We start from the raw sequence: 24,345 nt of genomic DNA, 5'->3' as shown, positions 1-24,345 counted from the left end.
GATCTCGGCCCCGGGGGTGAGGTCGCGCTGGGCGCGATGGGACCGGACGAGCCTCTGCGTCGGGTTCAGGGCCACCGGGCCGCGTCCTCCTCGTGTCGCGCCTGTTCCTCGGCGCGCCGAACCGGCGCCCGGCGCCCGGCGCCGTTCTCTCGGACCGGGGTGTAGCGGAGGCCCGGCCGCGCGGAAGGCCGGGCGGGTGACAGACGCCCCGCCCCTGTCGAGCTTGGCCGCGCCGGGGATGGACGGGTGATGCGCGGTTCGGGCGGAGCGGACGGTGTCTCACCGTCCTTGCGAGCGGAGCGATCCAGGCGCGCCACGGTCTGCGAGCGCGCGCTGCCCCGGGGTCGCTTCGCCTGCGGCTCGCGATGACGGCGCGGGCGCGGAAGAGCGGGGCCAAGTCCAAAAAATCAGCGCGCGGCGTCGAAGGCCCCGAGGAAGGCGGTGAGGTTGCCCGGCAGCGCGTCGCAGAGGTAGCCGCCCTCCTGCACCAGGGCGGTGGGCAGGCCCGCCCGGGCGATCCGCTCCGCCGCCGCGCCGAAGCCGGCCCGGGTGACGGCGAGCGCGCCGAGCGGGTCCTCGGCCGCCGCGTCGAGGCCGAGCGCCACCACCAGCGCCCGCGGCCGGAACGCCGCGACCCGCGCGAGCCCCGCCGCGATCGCGTCGAGCCACGGCCCGTCGCCGGAGCCGTGCGGCAGCGGCAGGTTGAGGTTGTGGCCCGCCCCGGCGCCCGCCCCCGTCTCGTCGGCGTAGCCCGCGTAGAACGGAAAGTAGTCGCCCGGGTCGGCGTGGACCGAGACGGTCAGCACGTCGCCGGAGTCGTAAAAAATACCCTGCGTGCCGTTGCCGTGGTGCACGTCGATGTCGAGCACCGCCACCGGCCCGCCGGTCGCCCGCCGCATCCGCTCGGCGGCGACCGCGCTGTTGTTGAGGAAGCAGAAGCCCCCGGCCGAGTCGGCGTAGGCGTGGTGGCCGGGCGGGCGGCTCAGGGCGTAGGCGTGGCCCTCGGCGAGCGCCGCGTCGGCGGCGCCGATCGCCGCCTGCGCCGACCCGTGGACCGCCGCCCAGGTGCCGGCGCGGATCGGGGTCGACAGGTCGGCGGTGTGGTAGCCGACCAGCCCCAGCAGCCCCGCCGGCCGGCGGTGCATCTGCGGCCGGGCGAAGGAGCCGGTCAGGATCTCGTCGGCGTCGCCGAGCCCGATCTCCCCCCGCCGGTCCCAGGCCCCTTCCAGGAATGCGAGGTAGCCGGAATCGTGCACGGCGCGCAGCGGCTCGGGTCCGTGGTCGGCGGCCGCGACGAGGCCGTGCCCGGCCGCCGCCGCCGCGTCGCGCAGGATCGCGTAGCGCGACGCCTGCTCGGGATGCGGGATCGGCGCGCCGCGGCGCAGGTAGGTCGCGGGGTCGTGCCGCCCGGACTCGGCGTGGTGGACGACGCGCACGGCCGGCCCGGACGGGTCCCGGGGCTCAGATCAGGTAGACCGTGCCGTCGGCCCGGAACACCTTCGGGCACCGGGCCGCCTCCACGAGGCGCTGCGCCTCGGCCAGCGAGATGTGCCGGTCGAGGGCGAGTTCCGGCAGGGTCATCCACTTGGCGCGCATGGTCGGGCTCCCACGATCTGCGTAACAACTGCTGAGACGGGGATGGGTTCACGCCGGCGCCTCGACGGCGTGACGGCGCCGGGCGCCGGATTTCTCTTGACTTTTTTCCTTTTCCATGCTCATTATCCGTCACCTGCCGCCCGGCGCCGAGGGAGCGATCCCGACAGCGTCCAGCAGGGATCCGCGCTGGACTGAGCGCGGGTTTGGGCGGCGGGGCGGTGCCCGCGGGGTTCGGCGACAGTCAGCCGGCCACCCGGGCGGCGCGTCCGGTGCGGGACGGCTCGGGTGCGGGCATGGAGGCAGGGCGTGCGCGCCCGGCGCGGCACCAAATGAGCCGCGCCCGGACCCCATCCTGGGCCGATCCTGAGGTAAGACTGCGGGCCCGCATGCCACTACGGGCACGGGCCGGGCTGCAAAGCCCCAGCGACGATGCGGGTTCCGGGGGCGCGAGCCGGGGGAGCAGCGATGTTCCCCCCGGGCCGGGCGCCCTGGCCGAGACCGCTCACGTGCGGGCGTAGACCGGGCGGGCTGGAAGACACCGCGACGACAAGATGGCCGGCGGCTCCGGTGACGGGGGCTGTCGGCCACGGGGCGCCGCGGGGGCCGGCTTCCGCGTGTGTCACACGACCAGGGCTCCCGCGGCGTCCCGCGTCCCCTGTTCCGCGTGTGTTGCGTTTTCTTGGGCCATGTCCCCGGCGCGCAAGCGGGTGGGGGCGCGAACGCGTGTCCGGAGGGCGGGCCGCGGCGCAACGCCGGCCGACTCGAAAGAACCCGATCCTGTTTCCTGTTGAGCGCTTCGGGCGCGGCTCTCTCCGTCTTTGCGAGCGGAGCGAAGCGACCCAGCGGCGCCAACGTCTCAAACCGCGCGCTGCCCTGGGTCGCGTCGCTTCGCTCGCGATGACGGCGTGGGCCCGGATCCCCGCATGGTTCGGACGGAAACGCTATGAGGGGATCTGGTAGGACGGCAACGGCCGAAGGCCTCGGTCGGCAGGATCCGGCACCGCGGGAGGACGCATGATCCGCTTCGACCTCGTCGATCTCGGCCTGTTCCGGCACGTGGTCGAGGCCGGCTCGATCACCCACGGGGCGGAGCGGGCGCATCTGGCGCTGGCGGCGGCCTCGGCCCGGATCCGGGGGATGGAGGAGACGCTGGGCGCCCCCCTCCTCACCCGCGGCCGGCAGGGGGTGAGCCCGACCGCGGCGGGCCGGGCGCTGCTCGGCCACGCCCGCGGGATCCTCGCGGATGTCGAGCGCCTGCGCGAGGAGATGGCGGCCTATTCCGGCGGCGCCGCCGGCCAGATCCGGGTGCTCGCCAACACCAACGCGCTCACCGAATTCCTGCCCGAGGTGCTCTCGGCCTACCTCGCCGCCCATCCCGGCATCGCCGTGGAGATCGACGAGCGCACCTCCGACGAGATCGTCGGGCTGGTGGCCGAGGGCGCGGCCGACCTCGGCATCCTCTCGGGCACCGTCGACACGGGCGCGCTCGCGACCTTCCCGTTCCGGGAGGACCGGTTCGTGCTGGTGGCCGCCCGCGACCACCCCCTCGCCGGGCGCGACGCCATCCCCTTCGCCGAGGTGCTGGCCCACGACCTCGTCGGTCTCGACCGCCGCAGCGCCATCAGCCGCTTCCTCGCCGCGCAGGCCGCCCGGGCGGGCCGGGCGATGCGGCTGCGGGTGCAGTTGCGCGGCTTCGACGCCGTCTGCCGCCTCGTCGAGGCCCGGGTCGGCCTCGCGATCCTGCCCGAGAGCGCCGCCGCCCGCGCCGCCCGGGCGCTCGCCCTCGCCGTGGTGCCGCTCGCCGACCCCTGGGCGCGCCGCGACCTGACCCTGTGCCTGCGCGACCTCGACGGCCTGCCGCCGTTCGTGCGCGCCTTCGTCGCCCAGTTGCGGGCGTGAGCGCCGTGCCCGGGCTCGCGGACCCGGGCTCGCGGAGGGGGACAAACCGGGCGCGGGCGCGCGCCGAGCGTTGGCAGGCCGGTGCGAACCGGCTTAGCCTGTCGCCTGCACAGAGCGAGGGCCGCATGACTGTCGAGACCGTGGAAGCCGCAGGCCGCCGCCGCGGCGCAGACCTGCTCGTCGAGGTGCTGCGCTCGGAGGGGGTGCGCTACATCTTCGGCAACCCCGGCACCACCGAGTTGCCGCTGATCGACGCCCTGACCGAGGCGCACGACATCGCCTACGTGCTGGCGCTCCAGGAGGCGACCGCGGTGGCGATGGCCGACGGCTACGCGCAGGGCGCGCGGCGGCCGGCCTTCCTCAACCTGCACACGGCGGGCGGCCTCGGCCACGGCATGGGCGGGCTGGTCAACTCCCAGGTGTCCGGCACGCCGCTCGTCGTCACCGCCGGCCAGCAGGACCTGCGCCACGCGCTCACCGACCCGCTCCTGATGGGCGACCTCGTGGCCATCGCCGACCCGGTGATGAAGTGGGCCCGGGAGGTGACGAGCCCGGACCAGATCCCGGTGCTGCTGCGCCGCGCCTTCCACGACTGCGCCGCCGCGCCCTCCGGCCCGGTGTTCCTGTCGCTGCCGATGGACGTGATGGAGGCGATGACCGGCGTGCCCGCCGGCGAGACCTCGACCATCGACCAGCGGGCGGTGGCGGGCTCCCTCGACCGGCTGGCCGACAAGCTCGCCGCCGTCGCGCCGGGGCGGCTCGCGCTGATCGCGGGCGACGAGATCGATTCCTCCGACGCCGCGGCGCAGACGGTGGCGGTGGCCGACCTGCTCGCGGCCCCCGTCTACGGCTCGTCCTGGCCGGCCCACATCCCGTTCCCCACCGCCCACCCGCTCTGGGCCGGCAACCTGCCGACCCGGGCCGACGGCATCGCCGCGATCCTCGGGCGCTACGACGCGGTGTTCGCGCTCGGCGGCAAGTCGCTGATCACCGTGCTCTACACGGAAGGGTCGGCGGTGCCGGCGGGCACGGAGGTGTTCCAGCTCTCGGCGGACGTGCGCGACCTCGGGCGCACCTACGCCACCAGCCTCTCGACGGTCGGCGACATCCGCGCCTCCCTCGACGCGCTGCTGCCGCTGCTGGCGCCCCGCCTCGCCGACCGGGCCGAGGCCTACGCGCGCCTGCGGGCCGAGGCGGTGACGGCGCAGGCCGAGCGCCGGGCCCGGCTCAACGCGGCCGCCGACGCCGCCTTCGCCGATCCGGTGATCGCCCCGCTGGTGGCCGCCCGGGAGGTCGCCCGGGCGGTGGGGGCCCAGACGACGATCATCGACGAGGCGCCCGCGACGCTGACCCACCTGCGCACCTTCCTCGACAGCCCCTCGACCCACCAGTACGCGGCGATGCGCGGCGGCGTGCTCGGCTGGGGCATGCCGGCCTCGGTCGGCTTTTCCCTGGGACTCGACCGGGCGCCGGTCGTCTGCGTGGTCGGCGACGGCGCCGCGATGTACTCGCCCCAGGCGCTCTGGACAGCCGCGCACGAGAAACTGCCGGTCACCTTCGTGGTGATCAACAACGCCGAGTACAACATCCTGAAGACCTACATGAAGGGCCAGGCGCACTACGCCTCGGTGCGCGCCAACCGCTTCATCGCCATGGACCTCACCGACCCGGCGGTCGACTTCCCGGCGCTGGCCGCCTCGATGGGGGTGGAGGCGCGGCGGGTGACCCGCGCCGGCGACATCGCCCCGGCGATCGAGGCCGGGATCCGGTCGGGCAAGGCCAACCTCGTGGAGGTGGTGGTGCGGGCGACGTGATGGGCGGCACCTCAAGCTTTGAAATATTGAAGTAGATCCGTCCCTTCACGGCCGACAGTAACTCGTCTTGAGCCCATCAAAGGCTCCAAACACAATCGCCGCCCTTACGGGCGGCGAAAGGTGCGTTAGCATCTAACCAGCGGATTAACCTACGATTTCCATCATTTGTCTCCCGTTGGCATGAGCGACGTTTCACCAAAATGGTTAACGCATCCCTTCACTTCAACCCGTGTGATCGCCACGTGAATCACAAAGCCACGACATGGTCAACAACCTACCCTTGGTTGCGATAAATGATAACCTCAGCAGCGATGAACTGAATGATGGCAGCCCAAGGCTGCAAACGCTCAAGGTTGTTGCTCGTTGGTGTGAGCGGCAAGGTAGACCGTTGATCTCGGCCATGCGCGAGAGCGTTGCGTATATCCTTCAGTCTTTTTGCCAGAGTGGTGATGCCATTTACGCCAAACGACTTGGCGTCCTTAGCGCCCTTAATAACAGGTTCAATTGTGAACCCTCCATCGAATGAAGTTTGTTGATTGAAGGCGGATGGATTTCGGTTAAGTTCGTCCCAAATCACTTCTTCAGTGACTACGTCCTTAATAAGGCTCTCAAGTCTGGCATATGCATCCATAGTATTCCCTTGTATTACAAGAAGAACATCTTCTGTGAGTTTATCAATGTTATTTAAAGCAGAAGGGGATCCAACAATGCGACGAATTTTATCTTTAGAGCCTCTTTCAAGATATAGTACCGCGGCGTACTCAATCAATCGATAGGCATACAAAAAACGATTTGCGGGGTCTCCGGAAAGGGAGGCTGACCAAAACCGTAAGAGGTGTTCATCAAGTTCTCTTGAGGAAATTTTCTTTGGAAAAAGAATTTCCTTGAATCTTGGTCGATCAACGAACTCGGCGTTTCCAATTTTCGGAGAGTGAATTTGGATTAATGGAGATATGTTGTCAAAATATCTCATATAGAAATTTAGTTCCCTTACCATCGATAGAATAAAATCTTCCTCCCAATCGATGTCTTTGATCCAAAAACACATACTATCACCAAATTCCAGCCCAAGATTTTGATATGTAGCTTTCTCTTCTTTATTCTCCTTGATGTGAAACGACAATATGTTTCGATACTGAGTAAGAGATTGACCTACTGGGAATGTATATCTCGCAAGCATCGTTAGTCTCGGACTTGCTGTCCCAAAACCACACTCATAATCTGATCCGCGATGATAGAAATTGAAAGTCCTACTAGACAAATCAACTAAATCGTTACCCAAAGGGAAAGCGCTAAATATAAATTCCAATTTTTTCAGGTCGATATGGTATATGGCAGAAAGACGCTCCGGAAGGATTAAATTATTAATTGCCTGCGCTAATGCTGAATATTCTTGCGGCAATACGACGGCAAGGGAAGGATCATTCCAAGGCCGCATTAATCTCAGTGTTTTTCCGTGCGCAGTATCATCAAGTATTTGAATTTCGGAATTCGGATTTGCTTTCAAAAATTGTTCGAAGCGTTTCTTGCAAGCTCCGAGGTCCATTTCAGAAGCTGCGGCTGACATCACGCTCGCCATGATTGCAGGGTGTCCGGCAAAGACAACCTAAGCAATTAGCCACGTCAAGCTTCGCGCCGGCGCTGTCCCTAACGGTTGCGTCATCAGCGCAAGAAAAAGAATTTATTCTTACGTGACTTGATGGAAGACTTTGATCCTCCATTGGGCTGGGCAGCCAGGTAGAGTGGCGATGGTCGGGACTGCGCAGAGTGCCGCGCGGCCCTCACTCCAGCCCCGGCACGGGCAGACCGAAGGCCGCCGCCAGCAGCACGAGGTTGAGGGCGAGCACCACGGCGGCCCCGGCCAGGGCCGCGGCCTGCGTCCACGGGCCGTTGGCGAAGGGCCCCATCAGGTCGGGCCGGCGGGTGAACGCGACGAGGGCGATCATCGGCACGGGGAGCGCCAGCGACAGCACCACCTGGCTCAGCACCAGCGCCTGGGTCGGGTCGACGCCGGCCGCCACCACGGCGAAGGCCGGGAGCATGGTCACGAGGCGGCGCACGATCAGCGGGATGCGCCAGCCGGTGAAGCCCTGCATCACCATCTGCCCGGCGAGCGTGCCGACCACCGAGGAGGACACCCCGGAGACCAGCAGAGACACGAGGAAGGCCGCCCCCGCGGCGGGGCCGAGCAGGGGGGTGAGCGTGCGGTAGGCCTCGCCGATCTCGGCGATCTCGCTGTGGCCGACGTGGAAGGCGGCAGCCGCCATGATCACCATCGCCATGTTGACGAGCCCGGCGAGCGCCAGCGCAACCACCACCTCGCGGTTCGAGTAGCGCACCAGCAGGCGCCGGTCGGCCTCGCTGCGCGGCGAGCCCCGCCCCTGCGTCAGCCCCGAGTGCAGGAACAGGGCGTGCGGCATCACCGTGGCGCCGATGATGCCCACCGCGATGGTCAGCGCCTGCGCGTCCGGGATCCGCGGGGTGACGAGGCCCCGGGCGGCCTCCGCCCAGGCCACGGGGGCGATCAGCAATTCGACCACGTAGCAGAGGCCGATCGTGCCGACCATCGCGCCGATTGCGATCTCCAGGGGCCGGAACCCCCGGTTCTCCAGCAGCAGGATCGCGTAGGTGACCACCGCCGTGACGACCATCCCCGCCATCAGCGGCATGCCGGTGAGCAGCGACAGGCCGATCGCCCCGCCCAGGAACTCGGCGAGGTCGGTGGCCATCGCCGCGACCTCGCTGACGCCCCACATCGCCAGCCGCGCCGGGCGCGGGACCTCGTCGCGGCACACCTCCGCGAGGTTCTTGCCCGTGACGATGCCGAGCTTGGCCGACAGGGCCTGGAACAGCATCGCCGTCAGGTTGGCGAGCAGCACCACCCAGAGCAGGCCGTAGCCGTAGCGGGCCCCGGCCTGGATGTTCGTGGCGAAGTTGCCGGGGTCCATGTAGGCGATCGAGGCGGTGACCGCCGGCCCCACGAACAGCAGGAACCGCGCCCGGCCGCCGGGCCGCCCGTCGAGGGCGTCGCGGATGCCCCGTTCCGTCGCCCGGCTCAAGCCGCCGCGCGCCGCCTTCCCGTCCGTTGCGAGCTGCCCCGACGCCATCGATCCCGTCCCGGCCTGTATAGCCTGGGCTATACGACAGAGCCGAGGCTCGCAGCAAGGGCGAGCGGGCCCGCTTTTCGACGGCCGGCGGGGCGGGCGGCGCCGGGCCTGCGACGCGGATCCGGCGCCGGGGTTGCGCGGGCCGGGCGATTTTCGCGCGCGACACCCCGCGCCGCCGTTTGCTAGACAGGCGCCGGGAACCCCGAGCGAGGAGGCCGGCACCATGCAGGAATCGTCCGAGCCGGGCGCGGCCGACACGGCGCTCGTCGATCCGGAGCGGCACGTCGACGGCTTCCGCCAGGCCCGCGAGGCCCGGCGCTCGGAACTCGTCGAGGATTACGTCGAACTGATCGACGACCTGATCGGCGACGGCGGCGAGGCGCGGCAGGTCGACATCGCCGCCCGCCTCGGCGTCGCGCAGCCGACCGTGGCCAAGATGCTCAAGCGCCTGTGCGAGGACGGCCTCGTGCAGCAGCGGCCCTACCGCGGCGTGTTCCTCACCGAGTCCGGCCGCCGGCTCGCCGCCCAGGCGAGGGAGCGCCACCGGATCGTCGAGCGCTTCCTGTGCGCGCTCGGCGTCAGCCCCGAGACGGCGCGGCGCGACGCGGAGGGCATCGAGCACCACGTCAGCGCCGAGACCCTGGAGGCGTTCCGCGCCTTCGCCGAGGGCAAGGCGGACGCGTGATGTCATGACAACCTCACCGACCTGAACCAGCGTTGGAGACAAGCCCCCTGACCGCGGAGTAAGAGGCCCGGGCGCCGCAATGGCGTCTCACTAGAGTTCGCGGAGATGGGCGATGACGTCCGCTGGAACGACTAGATTTCGACGTTTCAAGGGTGTTCTGGCAGCGCCTTATGACAACGATCCTTCGGGCGCATTCCCAATATACGCGACCAGCAAGCCGTTCGATCTAAGTGAGTACGCTCAGGAGAGCGCAAATCCGAGCGTCGAAACGTTCGACAATGTCGTGAAGGCGCTCCCCGACGAGCTGTTCATGGATCTTGGCTGCGGGAGGCGCGAGCGCAAATTCGACAACTGCCTCTATGTCGAGGTGTATCCGTCCGTTTCGGCCGACTTGATCGTGGAAGCGAATTGCAGATATCCGATCAGAGACGGAACGCTCCGCGGTATCGGCTGCTTCGCCGTTCTGGAACACACGCGGCAACCTTGGGTCGTCGTCCAAGAGATGCGGCGGATGCTGAAGCCCGGCGGGCAGGTCTTCATCGACTGGCCCTTCCTTCAGCCCGTGCACGGCTACCCGTCGCACTTCTTCAACGCGACGCGTGAGGGGCTGACCTCCGTGTTCGAGGACGAAGGCTTCACGGTCGATCAGGCATTCACCGGCATCCACCAGACCGCCGCCTACACCCTGCAATGGATGATCGGTCGGTTCGCCTACCATCTGCAGAACACGGGCGACCTGGAACTCCTGCACGAATTCGCCCAGATGACGTTCGGCGAAGCGGCCGCCATGTCCCAGCAGGATCCGCGCTGGTGGAAGTTCCTCAACGCACTTCCGCCGGATGCCTTCGCAGAGTTGGCCGCCGGCAATATGCTGTTTGCGACCAAGACAGGCTGACCGGGCCAGGTGAGATCCGTCCGACAGGTGTCGGGCCGGCGAAGCCGACGCAGCGGATCAGGTCGCCCGCGTTCGGGCGGCCTGAACGGCGACGCCCCCTCGTCATCGCCGGCCGGGCTCACACGGTCGGCGCGGCCACCTTCCGGCGCAGGCCGGTGATCACCGCCCGGAGGATGTCGGCGCCCGCCTCGCCGGGATCGGGCAGCACCCCGGAGCGGGCGGCGTAGATGCGCTCGTGCACGAAGGCGAGCTTGGCGATCACCGCGGGGGTCAGCTTGAACGGGTAGAGGGCCGGCTGGCCCATGCTGCGGGACAGCGAGTTGACCGCGTAGGTCAGCGGCAGCCACGCCTCGATCAGCCGGTCGAGGTCGGGGGTGTCGTAGGGGTCGAAGTCGATCACGGTGGGGGCTCGGGGGCCATGCCGCAGGCGCGGGCGCACGTGCAGCTCGAAGGTCGAGGCGGTCTCGATCGTGTCGACGATGTGCAGGTAGTGCGCGAAGGTCTCGGCGAAGTCCTCCCACGGGTGGGCGGTGGCGTAGGCCGAGACGTAGGATTCGTCCCAATCCGCCGGCGCGCCGCGGGCGTAGTGGTCCTGGAGCGCCTGGACGTAGTTCAGGCTCTCGTCGCCGAACAGCGCCCGGAACGGCGCCATGTAGGGCCCGTTCATCACCAGCAGATACCAGAAATAATGCCCGATCTCGTGCCGGAAGTGGCCGAGCAGGGTGCGGTAATGCTCGCCGAACAGGATCCGCCGCCGCTCGCGCTCGACGTCGTCGGCCTCGGCGATGTTCATGGTGATCAGGCCGTTGATATGCCCGGTCAGCACCGGCGCCGCCCCGGGGGCCCCGGCCTCGGACGGGTCGACCAGGAAGTCGAAGGCGAGGCCGTCGGTGTACTGGGCGCGGGTGGCGAGCGGCAGCTCCAGCCGCAGCAGCGAGTAGAACAGGCGGTGCTTGGCCGCCTCGATCGGGCGCCAGCGGGCGAGGTTCCAGGGCACGGCGGCGTCCGGCACCACCCGGTTGTGGCGGCAGGCGGTGCAGAAGATGTCGGGAGACTCCTCCGGCACCAGCCAGTTGCAGACCTCCGACACGGCGTTCTGGCAGTAGCGGTAGCGCGGCCCCGGATCGGCGTAGGCGTGGAAGATCTGCGCGCCCCCCATCAGCGGGTGGGCCGAGAACCCGGCGGGCTCCAGGGCCGAGACCTCGTGCCGGGCGCAGGCGTAGCCGAGCCGCCGCTCGCAGCTCTCGCAGGCGGTCGCCTCGAAGGTGACCGGCTGGTCGCAGGCCTGGCACTGGAAGATCTTCATCGCGGGCGGTCCCGGGCCGGCGCGCCGGTCACCGCCGACAAGTGGAGGCGACCGGCAAAGTTCCGGGCCGCAACCCGCGTGCCACCCGGCGACGCCGCCGCGGCGGGGCGCCGCACGAAATTTGCTTCCCGCTTTGTCACGCGGCGCGCCCCGCCGCCGACGGTGTCGAGCCGGCGGGGCCGCTATAACACCGGACACAGCGTTCGATCCTGAGACGGAGTCCCCGTGTCGATCAAAGCCGCCCTGCACCACGTCACCCACTACCGCTACGACCGGCCGATCAGCCTCGGTCCGCAGGTGATCCGCCTGCGGCCGGCGCCGCACGCGCGCACCCGGATCCCGGCCTACGCGCTCAAGGTGACGCCCCAGAACCACTTCCTGAACTGGCAGCAGGACCCGAACGGCAACTGGCTGGCCCGGCTCGTCTTCCCGGAGAAGACCGACGAGCTGCGGATCGAGGTCGATCTCACCGCCGACATGGCGGTGATCAACCCGTTCGATTTCTTCGTCGAGGACTACGCGCAGGTCCGCCCGTTCGCCTACGACGCGGATCTCCTGGACGAGCTGGCGCCCTACCTCGACGCCGTCGACGCGGACGGCCCGGAGATCGAGGCGCTGCTGGCGCGGCTGCCCGACGAGCCGAACACCGTGCAGTTCCTCGTGGCGCTGAACGGCCTGCTCGCCCGCGAGGTCACCTACGGCGTGCGGATGGAGCCGGGCGTGCAGAGCCCGGCCGAGACCCTGACCCTGAAGAGCGGGTCGTGCCGCGACAGCGCGTGGCTGCTCGTGCAGGTGCTGCGGCGGATCGGGCTCGCCGCCCGCTTCGTCTCCGGCTACCTGATCCAGCTCGTGCCCGACACCACCGCCGTCGACGGGCCGGCCGGCACGACCACCGACTTCACCGACCTGCACGCCTGGGCCGAGGTCTACCTGCCCGGCGCCGGCTGGGTCGGGCTCGACGCCACCTCCGGCCTGCTCACCGGCGAGGGCCACATCCCGCTCGCTGCCACGCCGCACTACCACTCGGCCGCCCCGATCTCGGGCGCCATGGAGCCGGCCGAGACCACGTTCGACTTCGCCATGACGGTCACCCGGGTCGCCGAGGCGCCGCGGGTGACGAAGCCGTTCTCCGACGCCGTCTGGGCGGCGATGGACGCGCTCGGCGAACGGGTCGACGCGGATCTCGCCGCGCAGGACGTGCGCCTGACCATGGGCGGCGAGCCGACCTTCGTCTCGGTCGACGATTTCGAGGCGGCGGAGTGGAACATCGCCGCCGTCGGCCCGACCAAGCGCGGTCTCGCCGACCGGTTGATCCGGCGCCTGCGCGACCGCTTCGGGCCGGGGGGGCTGCTGCATTACGGCCAGGGCAAGTGGTATCCCGGCGAGAGCCTGCCGCGCTGGGCCTTCGCCCTCTACTGGCGCAAGGACGGTGAACCGATCTGGACGGATGCCCGGCTGATCGCCCCCGAGGGCGGACAGGGGGGCAAGGGCGAGGGGGGCAAGGCGGACATCGCCGGGGCCAGAGGTTTCGCCGAGGCGCTGGCCCGGCGTCTCGGGCTCGACGGCTACGTCTTCCCGGCCTTCGAGGACGGCGCGGTCTGGGAGAAGAAGCGGGCGGAGCTGCCGGTCAACGTCACGGTCGGCGACGCCCGGTCCGGCTCCGCCGAGTTCGACGCGCGGATCAGGCGCGTCTACGACCGGGGCCTCGCCGAGCCCGCGGGCTACGTCCTGCCGCTGGCGAGCCTGCCCACCGGCCGCGACGGCGACGCCGACCGCGTCTGGATCTCGGAAAGCTGGGCCTTCGGCCGCGGGGAGGCGTATCTCGTGCCCGGAGACTCGCCGGTGGGCTTCCGCCTGCCGCTCTCCGCGCTGCCCCACGTGCCGCCGGAGCACTACCCCTACTACCAGCCGCAGGACCCGCTGGCGGGGCGCGGCGACCTGCCGGAGGGCGGGGCGGGCGCCGCGGTCGTCAACGGCGGCGGCGTCACCGGGGTCGCGGTGCGCACGGCGCTCTCGGTCGAGCCGCGCGACGGGGTGATCCGGGTGTTCATGCCGCCGGTGCAGCGGGCCGACGAGTACGTCGAACTCGCCGGCCACCTCGAAGCGGTCGCCGCGGAGCTGCACCTGCCGGTCCACGTCGAGGGCTACGAGCCGCCCTACGACCCGCGCCTCGGCGTGATCAAGGTCACCCCCGACCCCGGGGTGATCGAGGTCAACGTCCACCCCGCCGCCTCCTGGCGCGAGGCGGTCGCCATCACCACCGACCTCTACGCCGAGGCCCGCCAGACCCGGCTCGGCGCGGAGAAGTTCATGACCGACGGCCGCCACACCGGCACGGGCGGCGGCAACCACGTGGTGATGGGCGGCGTCACCCCCGACGACTCGCCGTTCCTGCGGCGGCCGGACCTGCTCAAGAGCCTCGTGCTCTACTGGCAGCGCCACCCGTCGCTCTCGTACCTGTTCTCGGGCCTCTACATCGGCCCGACGAGCCAGGCGCCGCGCATGGACGAGGCGCGCCACGACGGCCTGTACGAATTGGAGATCGCGCTCGCCCAGGTGCCGGCGCCCGACGCGCCGAACATCCCGCGCTGGCTCGTCGACCGGATCTTCCGCAACATCCTCGTGGACGTCACCGGCAACACCCACCGGGCCGAGATCTGCATCGACAAGCTCTACTCGCCGGACGGGCCGACCGGCCGCCTCGGCCTCCTGGAGTTCCGCGCCTTCGAGATGCCGCCGGACGCGCGCATGAGCCTCGCGCAGCAGCTCCTGCTCCGCGCCCTGGTGGCGTGGCTGTGGCGCGAGCCTCAAGACGGCGGCTGTGTCCGCTGGGGCACGACGCTCCACGATCGCTTCATGCTGCCGCATTTCCTCTGGGCCGACTTCCTGGACGTGCTGGAGGATCTGCGCGGGGCGGGCTACGCTTTCGACCCGGCCGCCTTCGAGGCTCAGGCCCTGTTCCGCTTCCCCGTCTTCGGGGCGGTCGAGCACGGCGGCGCGCGCCTGGAGCTGCGCCAGGCGCTGGAGCCCTGGCACGTGATGGGCGAGGAAGGGACCAGCGGGGGCACCGTGCGCTTCGTCGACAGCTCGGTCGAGCGCCTTCAGGTGAAGGTCGAGGGCTTCGTCCCCGGCCGGCACGTCATCGCCTGCAACGGCCGCCGCCTGCCGATGACCGGCACCGGCCGGGGCGGCGAGGCGGTCGCGGGCCTGCGCTTCAAGGCGTGGCAACCGGCCTCGTCGCTGCACCCGACGATCCCGGCGCATTCCCCGCTCACCTTCGACATCCTCGACGCCTGGAGCGGGCGGTCGCTCGGCGGCTGCCGCTACCACGTCGCCCACCCGGGCGGGCGCAACTACGAGACCCACCCGGTCAACGCCTACGAGGCGGAGGGCCGGCGGCTCGCCCGCTTCCAGCCGCACGGCCACACGCCGGGCCGGGTCGAGATGCCCCGCGCGGAGGGAAGCGCCGAGTTCCCCCTGACCCTCGACCTGCGGACGCCGTCTCCGCGATGAGGGCACGGCCATGAGGGTATGGCCATGAGGGCATGGCGATGAGGGCGGCGCTCGCGGCCGACCCGGAGCCCGGCGAGGGCCCGCGGGAGCGCGTCGCGCGCTGGACCGCGGGCTATCGGCCGCCGCCCGGCCGGCCGGACGAGTTCCGTGGGCCCGACGGCGCCCCCCGCGGGGCGTGGCCGCGCCTCCTCGACCGCCTCGGCGCGCTGACCGAGCCGGAGATCACCGCCCGCTTCGTCTCGGCGGAGCGGCACATCCGCGACGCCGGGATCTCGTTCCGCGTCGCGGGCGACCGGCAGGAGCATCTCTGGCCGCTCGGGCCCCTGCCCCTGGTGATCGAGGCCGCGGAGTGGCGGGATCTCGCCGCCGGCCTCGTCCAGCGCGCCGAGCTGATGGAGGCGATCCTCGCCGACCTCTACGGGCCCGGCCGGCTGGTCGCCGAGGGGCGGCTGCCGGCGGCGATCGTGGCGGGCGCGCCGGATTTCCTCCGCCCGCTCCACGGCGTCGCGCCGCCGGGCGGCCACTACCTCCGGCTCTACGCCGCCGATCTCGGCCGCGGCCCGGACGGGCGCTGGCACGTGCTGGCCGACCGGACCCAGGCGCCCTCCGGCCTCGGCTGGGCGCTGGAGAACCGGATGGTCCTCGCCCGTACCTTCCCGGACCTGTTCCAGGACCTCCAGGTCGAGCGCCTGCCGGGCTTCTTCCAGACCTTCCGAGACGGGCTGGCGCTCGGCACCGAGCGGGCCGACCCGCGCATCTGCCTGCTGACCTCGGGCCCCTACAGCTCGACCTATGTCGAGCAGGCGGCGCTCGCCCGCTACCTCGGCCTGCTGCTCGTCGAGGGCGACGACCTCGTCATGCAGGACGGGCGCCTGCACGTGCGCACCGTCTCCGGCCTGAAGCGCGCCGACGCCCTGTGGCGGCGCATCGACGCCGACTACCTCGACCCCCTGGAATTGAACCCGGCCTCGCGGCTCGGCGTGCCGGGCGTGCTCGACGCGCTGCGCAACGGCTCGCTGGTGATGGCCAACATGCCGGGCGCGGGGCTCGTCGAGTCGGCGGCGCTCGCCCCCTATCTCGACGGCCTCTGCCGCCACCTCACCGGCGCGCCGCTCGCGCTGTCCCACCCGCGGACGTGGTGGTGCGGCGACCTGGAAGGGCTGGCCCACGCGCGTGCGAACCTCGACGGCCTGACGCTCCGGCCGGCGGCGACGCCCCAGCGCGGGGCGGGCCGCGACGCGATCCTCGCCGCCTCGGCGCTCGCGGCCGACCGGGAGCGGGCGGTGGCGGCCCTGCGCGACCGCCCGTTCGACTACGTGGTGCAGGAGGCCGCCCCGCTCTCGACCATGCCGAGCTGGGAGCGCGGCGGCGACGGCCTGCGCCTCGTGCCGCGCCCGTTCGTGGTGCGGGTGTTCGCGGCGCGCACCTCCGACGGCTGGACCGTGATGCCGGGCGGCTTCTGCCGCGTCTCGGAGCGCGACGGGCTCGACCCGATCGAGATGCGCCTCGGCATCCGCTCCGCCGACGTCTGGGTCCTGTCCGACAAGCCGGTCGAGGCGCCCCTGATCGGCTCGCACGCGGCGCCCCGGGTGCGGCGGCTCGGCGGCCACCTGCCGTCCCGGGCGGCGGACGGGCTGTTCTGGTTCGGGCGCTACGTCGAGCGGGCCGAGGCGGTGATCCGCCTCACCCTGGCGCACCTGCGCAGCGTCGGCGACGCGGTCGGCGCCGACATCTCCGGCGCCCTCGACACGCCCGCCGCGCTGGCGATCCGCGCCCTGCTGGAAGAGTGGGCCAGCATCCGCTCCGCCGAGATGCCGACCGCGGCGCTGGCCCAGGAGGCGTTGACCGGCCGCGACCAGCCGGGCTCGGCCCGCGCCCACGTCCTCGCGGCCCGCCGCAACGCCGCGGCCCTGCGCGCCCGCCTCTCCGGCGAGTCGTGGCGGGTGCTGGCCGAGCTGGCCGAACTCCTGTCCCTCGACCCCGACCGGCCCTTCACCGAGGCGCAGCTCGCCGGCCGGGCCGAGCGGGCCCTGAGCCAGCTCGCCGCCCTCGGCGGCCTCCTCCACGAGAACACGAGCCGGGCCGAGGGGTGGCACTTCGCCGAGCTCGGCCGCCGGGTCGAGCGGGCGATCAACACCGCGGGCTTCGCCCTCGCCTTCGCCAACGACGAGGCGACGCCGGGCTGCCTCGGGGTGATGCTGGCGCTCGGCGATTCGCAGATCTCCTACGGCCGGCGCTACATGCAGGGCGCAGCGCTCGATCCCGTCCGCGACATGACCCTCCTCGATCCCTACAACCCGCGCTCGATCGCCTTCCAGGCGGAGGCGATCACCCGCCACCTCGCCGACCTGCCGGCGCTCGTCGACGACGGCCTGCCCGAGCCGCAGTGCCGCCTCAGCGCCCGGATCCTGTCGGAGCTGCGCAGCGGCGAGGCCGCCGATTTCGACGCGGTGCGCGTCACCGCCCTGGCGACCGACCTGGAGCGCCTCGCCGACGGCATCGCCGCCCGCTACTTCCCCACCGGCCCGCACGCCCTGCGGCCGGAGAAGCTCGCGGGTCTGGCGTGATCTACACCCTGCGCCACCGCACCACCTACCGCTACGGCCGGGCGGTGCGCTTCGCCCGCTGCTCCCTGCGGCTCAAGCCGATGGACGGCGACGGGCAGAGCGTGCTGGCGAGCGCGGTGACGATCGACCCGAGCCCGGCCACCGCGGTGATCCGGCGCGACTATTTCGGGATCGAGGCGCTGGCGATCACCCTCGACGCCCCCCACACCGCCTTCAGCGTCGAGGCCCTGTCCACGGTCCGCGTCGAGCGGCCGGCCCCGCCGCCGCCGGAAGCCGGCACGCCCTGGGAGGCGGTGCGCGACGCCGCTTTGGCCTCCCACGACCTCGCGGGGGCGGCGCCGGTCCACTTCCTGTTCCCGAGCGGGCGGGTGCCGCTCCTGCCCGAGGTGACCGACTACGCCCGGCCGAGCTTCGGGCCCGGCCGCAGCGCCTACGGGGCGGCCTACGACCTGATGAGCCGCATCCGGGCCGATTTCCGGTTCGACGCGAAGGCCACCACCGTGCACACGCCGCTGGCCGAGGCCTTCGCCGGGCGGGCCGGGGTCTGCCAGGACTTCGCCCACCTGATGATCGCCGCCCTGCGCGGCCTGGGGCTGCCGGCCGCCTATGTCAGCGGCTACCTGCGCACCGTCCCGCCCCCGGGCCGGCCCCGCCTGCGCGGGGCGGATGCGAGCCACGCCTGGGTGGCGGTGTGGTGCGGCGACGGCTGGCTCGGCCTCGACCCCACCAACGGTTGCGCGGTGCGCGACGACCACATCGTCGTCGCCCGGGGCCGCGACTACGGCGACGTGGCCCCGCTCGACGGCATCGTCAGCGCCTCGGGCCGCCAGCGCCTCAAGGTCGAGGTCGACGTCATCCCCGAGACCGAGGCGGGGGACGCGGCCCAGGGCCTCGCGCTGGTGGGCTGAGGTCGAGACGGGGATCCCGAAGGGCCGTGCCCTTCGGCGGGTCTTCAGGGCGGAGCCGTGGCATGCAGGGCTCTGCCCTGCACCCGCGAAAGGACACGTCCTTTCGAAACCCCCTACGCCGCCTCGGTCCGCGCCGCCGCGAAGGCGGCGTGCTCGGCCACCAGCGCGCCCGAGAGCGCCTGCGCGATCAGCGCCCGGGTCTCGTCCACCCCGTAGAGGGCGACGAACGAGCCGAAGCGGGGGCCGCGCGCCTCGCCGAACAGCACGTTGTAGAGGCTCGTGAACCACGCCTGCGACACGCCGGGCCGCCCGTCCGGGCTCTTGGCCTTGCCGGACAGGTCGGGAAAGTGCCGCCGCCCGACCTCGTAGACCGCAGCCTGGAGCGCCTCCGCGTCGGTGGAGCCCGCGTGCTCGGCGAGCGTCGCCGACAGATCCTCCAGCGCCGCCCGCTCCTCCGGGGTCGGCGCCCGATATTGCTTGGCCGGCCGCACGAAGTCGGAGAAGTAGGCCAGCGCGTGGCCGACCAGCCGGTCGAGCCCCGGATGCGTCTCCGGCCCGACGCCGGGCGCGTAGCGGCGGATGAAGCCCCACAGCACGCCGGGATCGTCGGTGTTGGCCACCGCGGCGAGGTTGAGCAGCATCGCGAAGGTCAGGCTCGCGCCCTCGACCCGCTCCGGCTCCGGCGGGGTCCCGGCATGCAGGTGCCAGACCGGGTTGCCGAGCCGGTTCTTGGCGTCCTGGGTCCCGTAGCGGTCGAGGTGGCCGAGATACTCGTCCACGTGCCGCGGGATCACGTCGAAGAACAGCCGCTTGGCCTCCCGCGGCTTGGCGTACATGAACAGCGCCAGCGAATCCGGCGTGCCGTAGCGCAGCCAGTCGTCGATGGTCAGCCCGTTGCCCTTCGACTTCGAGATCTTCTGGCCCTTCTCGTCGAGGAAGAGCTCGTAGTTGAAGCCCTCGGGGGGCTCCCCGCCGAGCGCCCGGGCGATCCGGGCCGAGAGCTTGACCGAGTCGATCAGGTCCTTGCCGGCCATCTCGTAATCGACGCCGAGCGCCACCCAGCGCATCGCCCAGTCGGGCTTCCACTGCAGCTTGGCGTGCCCGCCGGTGATCGGGGTCTCGTAGCGCTCCCCCGTGGCGGGGTCGCGCCACACGAGGGTGCCGGCCTCGACGCGGACCTCGTCGATCGGCACCTGCATCACCGCCCCGGTCACCGGATGGAGCGGCAGGAACGGCGAGTAGCTCGCCGAGCGCTCCGCCCGCAGGGACGGCAGCATGATCGCCATCACCGCGTCGTAGCGCTCGGCCACGCGCATCAGCGTCGCGTCGAAGATCCCGGAGCGGTAGCATTCCGTCGCCGAGCGGAACTCGTAGGCGAAGCCGAACGCGTCGAGGAAGCGGCGCAGCTCCGCGTTGTTGTGCGCCCCGAAACTGTCGTGGGTGCCGAACGGGTCGGGCACCCGGGTGAGCGGCTGGTTGAGGTGGCCGGCCAGCATCTCGCGGTTGGGCACGTTGTCGGGCACCTTGCGCAGCCCGTCCATGTCGTCGGAGAAGGCGATCAGCCGCGTCGGCACCGCGTCCCGGGTGAGCACGCGGAAGGCGTGGCGGACCATGGAGGTGCGCGCCACCTCGCCGAAGGTGCCGATGTGCGGCAGCCCCGACGGGCCGTAGCCGGTCTCGAACAGCACCTCGGTCTTGCCGGATTTCTCCAGCCGCGCCACGAGCTTGCGCGCCTCCTCGAAGGGCCACGCGGCGGCGGTGGCGGCGGCCTCGATCAGGCCGGGGTCGAGGGCGAGGGCGGGCTGTGGGGCGGGCGGTGAGGCGGACATGCGCTTTCGGGACACGGGATTCCTGACCGCTCCACCTTAGAAGGGTTCGCGGGCGAGCGGAACGCCCGGCGGCGCAGGGCAGGTGCCGGATCGCGCCGCGATCCGTGAGGCCGGGGCAGACCGGACGGCCCCGCGATCGGCGCATTGGCTTGACGCTCAGCCGGCCCGCTCGCCCCGCTTCACCGCCCCCCAGGCCGCCTCCATCGCCGCGAGGTCGGAGCGGCCGAGTTCGCCGCCGTCGGCCCGCAGCGCCGCGGCCATCGCCCGGAAGCGGCGCTCGAACTTGGCGGTGCCGTCGCGCAGCGCCGTCTCCGGGTCGATGCCGGCGTGGCGGGCGAGGTTGGCCACCGCGAACAGCAGGTCGCCGATCTCCTCGGCGAGCGCCGGCCCGTCCCCCTGCGCCAGCGCGCCCGCGACCTCGTCGGTCTCCTCGCGGACCTTGTCGATCACCTGCGCGGCGTCGTCCCAGTCGAACCCGTAGGACGCCGCCCGGCGCGAGATCTTCTCCGCCCGGGCGAGAGCCGGGAGGGCGCGGGCGACGCCGCCGAGCGGGTCGGGGGCGGGCTCCGGCCGCCCGGCCCGCTCCCGCGCCTTGATCGCCGCCCAGGCCGCCTCCACCGCCGCCGGGTCGCGCCGGGGCGTCCCCTCGGGCAGGAGCGCGCCGTCGGCGTCGAACACGTGCGGGTGGCGGCGCACCAGCTTGTCGCCGATGGCGCGGGCCACGTCGTCGAAGGCGAAGGCGCCCTCCTCCTCCGCCATCCGGGCGTGGAACACCACCTGGAGCAGCAGGTCGCCGAGTTCGTCGCGCAGGTCGTCCCGGTCGCCCCGGGCCACCGCGTCGGCGACCTCGTAGGCCTCCTCGATCGTGTAGGGGACGATCGTCTCGAAGCTCTGCGCCACGTCCCAGGGGCAGCCGCGGCGGGGATCGCGCAGCTCCGCCATCAGCCGCAGCAGCCGCTGCACGGGAGTCTCCATGGAATTCTCGTCGCGATCGGGGTTTCGAAAGGGCGAGCCCTTTCGCGGGGGCGGGGCGGAGCCCCGCGAACGGTCAGGGTTTCACCCTGACGACCCACCAAAGGGCAAGCCCTTTGGGAACCCCGGATCTGACCGCGCATCGCGCTCGCCGACGCGCTCGGCCTGGAACGCGCCGAGATAGGCGGTCAGCCGCGCGGTGACCGCCGGGTCGGCGCACTGGACCCAGACCGGGGCGGGCAGCGTCCGGGCGGGGAGCCGCAGCAGGAACGCCTCGGCCGACAGGGCGGCCTCGCGCTCGGTGGCGGCGGCGAGGAGGCGGGCGCCGGCGGAGGTGCCGACGAGGATCGCGATCGTGGCGGTGCGGCTCATCGCCCTCAACGGCCCAGCGGCCCCCGCGTTGCGAGCCGGCCGCTGCGCGAGGTGCGGGCCAGCCCGTGCTCGGTCTTGTTCCAGCGGTCGGGGGCGCGGATCAGCTCGATCAGCGCCAGCCACGCCGCGAGGCTGACCAGGGCGAAGTAGACCGGCAGCCAGGGCAGGGCGGGGACGAGGTCGCGCCAGCCCCGCCGCCGGCAGCCGAGCGCCGCCGGCCCGACGAGGGCGACGAGGCCGGTGGCGAACAGGGTGATCGCCAGCGCCATGGGCAGGTTCGCGAGCAGGCCCGGCGCGGCGGGCACGTCGCAGAGCAGGAACCGGTAGGCGGCGAGCGCGCAGCAGACGGGATAGGCCAGCGCCGAGGCGACCGCGCCCGGCACCAGGGCCACCGCGCACAGCCCCTCCAGGGGGCCGAGCCGGCGCAGGGTGGCGAGCGGCCGCCGCCCGTGGGTGAGGCTGGTCTGGAGGAAGCCCTTCATCCAGCGGGTGCGCTGGTGCAGCCACGGCCGGAGCCGGGCCGGCGCCTCCTCCAGGGTCGCGCTCGGCAGGTCGCCGACCCCGTAGCCCGCGAGCGCCAGCCGGATCCCGAGGTCGGCGTCCTCGGTGACGTTCCAGGCGTCCCAGCCGTGCAGGTCCCGCAGCACGGCGGTGCGCAGGTGCATGGAGGTGCCCCCCAGCGGCACCGGCAGGTCGAGCCGGGCGAGCGCCGGGTTCAGCACGTCGAACAGGCCCGCGTATTCGAGGGCGAACAGCCGGGCGAGCCCGGAATCCTCCGCGTTGTCGATCAGCAGCCGGCCCTGGAGGCAGGCGGTGGTCGCGGGCTCCCGGGCGAACACGGCCGCCGCCGTGCGGAGCTGGCCCGGATCGGGGACGTCCTCCGCGTCGTAGACCACGAGCAGCGCGCCGCGGGCGAGCGGCAGGGCGGCGTTGAGCGCCCGCGGCTTGGTCCGCGGCCGGCCCGGGGGCACGGTCACGGTCTCGAACCGCAGGGGCGTCGATACGCGGGCGAGCGCGGCGGCGGTCTCGGGGTCGTCGGCCTCGATCAGGATCTTGATGTCGAGCTTGGCCGCCGGGTAGTCGAGGGCGGCGAGCGCCCGCATCAGGCGCGGCACCACCGCCGCCTCGCGGTGGAGCGCCACCAGCACGGTGTAGACCGGCAGCTCCGTGTCCGGCAGCGGCGCCGTCTCCCCTCCCGCCTCGACCGGCGCGGGGATCGCCAGCGCCGCCACGCGGAACACCGTCATCGCCAGGAACAGGATCTGCCCCGCCAGAGCGAGGGCCAGGGCCAGCGGCCCGGGCAGGGCCGCGAAGCCGCAGAGCCCGGCCAGCATTACCAGCCCGAGGAAGGCCAGCCGGCGCGAGGCCGGTCCCCGCCCCACCGCCTGGTCCGGCGCGCGCCGCCGCAGATCCTCCGCCGCGTGGTCGGCCACCGCCTCGGGGATCGCCGCGTAGACCGCCTCGCGCAGCGCGCTCGGCGCGGTGATCGCCGGCATCCCGGCGCGGCTGCACCCGGCGAGCAGCTCGGCGATCGCCGGGCCGCGGGGGGCCAGCACGCAGGGCGCGCCCTCCCCCAGCGCCAGCGGCGCGAGGCCGGCGGCGAGGCTGTCGGGGTAGCGCAGGCCCCGGCCGAAGCGGATCGCCCCGGCCGCGCGGTAGGGGGCACCGAGCGCCCGGGCGAGCGCCCGGTAGTAATCGTCCTCCGCCATCAGGCCGTTGGCGAGCAGGGCGGTGGCGGCGTCGGTGCCCGCGGCGCGGGCGAGGTCGGCCGCCCGGGCGAGCCGGCGGGGATCGACGCCCTCGGCGAGCAGGAAGCCGATCTCCGGCGGGAGCGTCGCGGCCCCCGCGACGGTGAGGCGCAGAAACGACACGCGAAGGTTCCGCTCCCGCGGGGGCCCCGGGCCGTGCTAAGGGAGGGGGGTGAGCCGATCCCCCGCCCCCCGCTCCGATAGGAGCTTCTTCCCCCTCCTCCCGTCAATCGACGGCCGAATGAAGGCGCTCTTTTCCGGACTCTGTATCGTCGTTCTTCTGACCTGTATTGCCGATCCGCAACAGGCGTCGGCGGCTACACCTGCCGATACCCAAAAGGTGACGATCCCCAACTTCTGGAACCCGAAGAGCCGCGGTGAGCGGGTGGAGGCGCCCCAGACCGGCCGGGCGGTGCGCTTCCTGACCGACGACGAGTTCCCGCCGCTGCACTTCGCGGGGCCCGACGGGGCGCCGACCGGGTTCTCGGTGGAACTCGCCCGGGCGGTGTGCGAGAAGCTGGCGATCCCCTGCACGGTCCAGGCGCGCCGGTTCGACACCCTGCTCGACGCGCTGGATTCCAAGCAGGGCGACGTGGTCGCCGCCGCGATCCCGCTGACCCCGACCCTGCGGCAGAAATTCCTGGCGACCCGGCCGTATTTCCGCTGGCCGGCCCGCTTCGCCGCCCGGACCGACCGGGGCCTGCCGGTCCCCTCCGCGGCGGCGCTCGCCGGCCGCACCGTCGGGGTGATCGGCGGCAGCGCCCACGCCGCCTACCTGAAGGCGTTCTTCCCCAAGGCGGTGCCCAAGGACTTCACCGACCTCGCCGCGGCCGAGGGCGCGCTCAAGCGCGGGGAGGTCGATTACCTGTTCGCCGACGGGCTGAACCTCGCCCTCTACGTGGGCGGCCAGGAGGCGGAGGGGTGCTGCGCGCTGGTCGGCGGCGACTACCTGGAGAACCGCTACTTCGGCGAGGGCATCGGCCTCGTCACCCGCCAGGAGGACGCGGCGCTGGCCCGGGCCCTCGACGACGCGCTCCAGCGGGTATGGGACGACGGCAAGTACACCGAACTGTACCTGCGCTTCTTCCCGATCAGCCCGTTCTGAGGGGCCTGCTTGGCGGCTCCCTGCCGGAG

General features: G+C 71.9%; 17 protein-coding genes. 8 read left to right on the top strand and 9 right to left on the bottom strand.

The features are described from left to right. Positions 1-407: 407 nt before the first annotated feature. Positions 408-1,436 carry a histone deacetylase family protein gene (locus Q8W71_RS09835; RefSeq protein ID WP_305525174.1) on the bottom strand — a complete coding sequence of 343 codons (1,029 nt, stop codon included), beginning with the start codon at positions 1,434-1,436 and terminating at the stop codon, positions 408-410. A 25-nt stretch (positions 1,437-1,461) separates the two neighbouring features. Further along, a complete protein-coding gene (locus Q8W71_RS09830) occupies positions 1,462-1,596 on the bottom strand; it encodes a hypothetical protein (RefSeq protein ID WP_305525173.1) in 135 nt (44 codons plus the stop codon). 1,014 nt (positions 1,597-2,610) lie between these two features. Here Q8W71_RS09830 and Q8W71_RS09825 point away from each other — a divergent pair. Together Q8W71_RS09825 and Q8W71_RS09820 are read left to right on the top strand one after the other, a co-directional pair. Beyond that, positions 2,611-3,495, top strand: coding sequence for a LysR family transcriptional regulator (locus Q8W71_RS09825; RefSeq protein WP_305525172.1), 885 nt, complete (start codon positions 2,611-2,613; stop codon positions 3,493-3,495). A 125-nt stretch (positions 3,496-3,620) separates the two neighbouring features. Continuing rightward, on the top strand, positions 3,621-5,309 hold the full coding sequence (locus Q8W71_RS09820) for a thiamine pyrophosphate-binding protein (protein WP_305525171.1): 1,689 nt from the start codon (positions 3,621-3,623) through the stop codon (positions 5,307-5,309). A 274-nt stretch (positions 5,310-5,583) separates the two neighbouring features. Here Q8W71_RS09820 and Q8W71_RS09815 read toward each other — a convergent pair whose 3' ends face one another. Further along, positions 5,584-6,888 (bottom strand): hypothetical protein, encoded by a 1,305-nt coding sequence (locus Q8W71_RS09815; protein WP_305525170.1) that lies wholly within the window; start codon positions 6,886-6,888, stop codon positions 5,584-5,586. Between the two features lie 202 nt (positions 6,889-7,090). Then, positions 7,091-8,416, bottom strand: a complete 1,326-nt coding sequence (locus Q8W71_RS09810) for an Nramp family divalent metal transporter (RefSeq protein ID WP_305525169.1) — start codon at positions 8,414-8,416, stop codon at positions 7,091-7,093. Between the two features lie 223 nt (positions 8,417-8,639). Between Q8W71_RS09810 and mntR the strand changes: the two genes are divergently transcribed. Both mntR and Q8W71_RS09800 read left to right on the top strand, forming a co-directional pair. Then, a complete protein-coding gene (gene mntR, locus Q8W71_RS09805; RefSeq protein WP_305525168.1) occupies positions 8,640-9,101 on the top strand; it encodes a manganese-binding transcriptional regulator MntR in 462 nt (153 codons plus the stop codon). 112 nt (positions 9,102-9,213) lie between these two features. Beyond that, on the top strand, positions 9,214-9,996 hold the full coding sequence (locus Q8W71_RS09800; protein WP_305525167.1) for a class I SAM-dependent methyltransferase: 783 nt from the start codon (positions 9,214-9,216) through the stop codon (positions 9,994-9,996). Positions 9,997-10,114: 118 nt separating this feature from the next. Here Q8W71_RS09800 and Q8W71_RS09795 read toward each other — a convergent pair whose 3' ends face one another. After that, complete coding sequence (locus Q8W71_RS09795; protein WP_305525166.1) at positions 10,115-11,302, bottom strand: zinc-binding metallopeptidase family protein; 1,188 nt, start codon at positions 11,300-11,302, stop codon at positions 10,115-10,117. Between the two features lie 225 nt (positions 11,303-11,527). Here Q8W71_RS09795 and Q8W71_RS09790 point away from each other — a divergent pair, with 225 nt between their 5' ends. The 3 genes from Q8W71_RS09790 to Q8W71_RS09780 are packed head-to-tail and all read left to right on the top strand — an operon-like array spanning position 11,528 to position 18,290. Next, the gene (locus tag Q8W71_RS09790; protein ID WP_305525165.1) at positions 11,528-14,815 is read left to right on the top strand and encodes a transglutaminase family protein; all 3,288 of its coding nucleotides are present in this window, start codon (positions 11,528-11,530) and stop codon (positions 14,813-14,815) included. 38 nt (positions 14,816-14,853) lie between these two features. Then, complete coding sequence (locus Q8W71_RS09785; protein ID WP_370875380.1) at positions 14,854-17,382, top strand: circularly permuted type 2 ATP-grasp protein; 2,529 nt, start codon at positions 14,854-14,856, stop codon at positions 17,380-17,382. Further along, on the top strand, positions 17,379-18,290 hold the full coding sequence (locus Q8W71_RS09780) for a transglutaminase family protein (RefSeq protein ID WP_305525163.1): 912 nt from the start codon (positions 17,379-17,381) through the stop codon (positions 18,288-18,290). The genes Q8W71_RS09785 and Q8W71_RS09780 overlap by 4 nt, the downstream gene beginning before the upstream one ends. Before the next feature lie 113 nt (positions 18,291-18,403). On the opposite strand, the gene Q8W71_RS09775 is transcribed toward Q8W71_RS09780, so the two are convergent. The 4 genes from Q8W71_RS09775 to Q8W71_RS09760 all read right to left on the bottom strand — a co-directional run bounded on the left by Q8W71_RS09775 (position 18,404) and on the right by Q8W71_RS09760 (position 23,334). After that, entirely contained in the window at positions 18,404-20,119 is a 1,716-nt protein-coding gene (locus Q8W71_RS09775; protein WP_305525162.1) for a lysine--tRNA ligase, read from the bottom strand. 156 nt (positions 20,120-20,275) lie between these two features. Continuing rightward, positions 20,276-21,094 carry a nucleoside triphosphate pyrophosphohydrolase gene (gene mazG, locus Q8W71_RS09770; protein WP_305525161.1) on the bottom strand — a complete coding sequence of 273 codons (819 nt, stop codon included), beginning with the start codon at positions 21,092-21,094 and terminating at the stop codon, positions 20,276-20,278. 81 nt (positions 21,095-21,175) lie between these two features. Beyond that, the gene (locus Q8W71_RS09765; protein WP_305525160.1) at positions 21,176-21,463 is read right to left on the bottom strand and encodes a hypothetical protein; all 288 of its coding nucleotides are present in this window, start codon (positions 21,461-21,463) and stop codon (positions 21,176-21,178) included. Positions 21,464-21,468: 5 nt separating this feature from the next. Further along, a complete protein-coding gene (locus Q8W71_RS09760) occupies positions 21,469-23,334 on the bottom strand; it encodes a glycosyltransferase family 2 protein (protein ID WP_305525159.1) in 1,866 nt (621 codons plus the stop codon). Positions 23,335-23,452: 118 nt separating this feature from the next. Between Q8W71_RS09760 and Q8W71_RS09755 the strand changes: the two genes are divergently transcribed. Continuing rightward, positions 23,453-24,316 (top strand): transporter substrate-binding domain-containing protein, encoded by an 864-nt coding sequence (locus Q8W71_RS09755; RefSeq protein WP_305525158.1) that lies wholly within the window; start codon positions 23,453-23,455, stop codon positions 24,314-24,316. Positions 24,317-24,345 lie beyond the last annotated feature (29 nt).

This window comes from Methylobacterium amylolyticum (genome assembly GCF_030700245.1).
Classification (GTDB): domain Bacteria; phylum Pseudomonadota; class Alphaproteobacteria; order Rhizobiales; family Beijerinckiaceae; genus Methylobacterium.
This window is presented reverse-complemented; position numbering and strand designations above follow the sequence as displayed.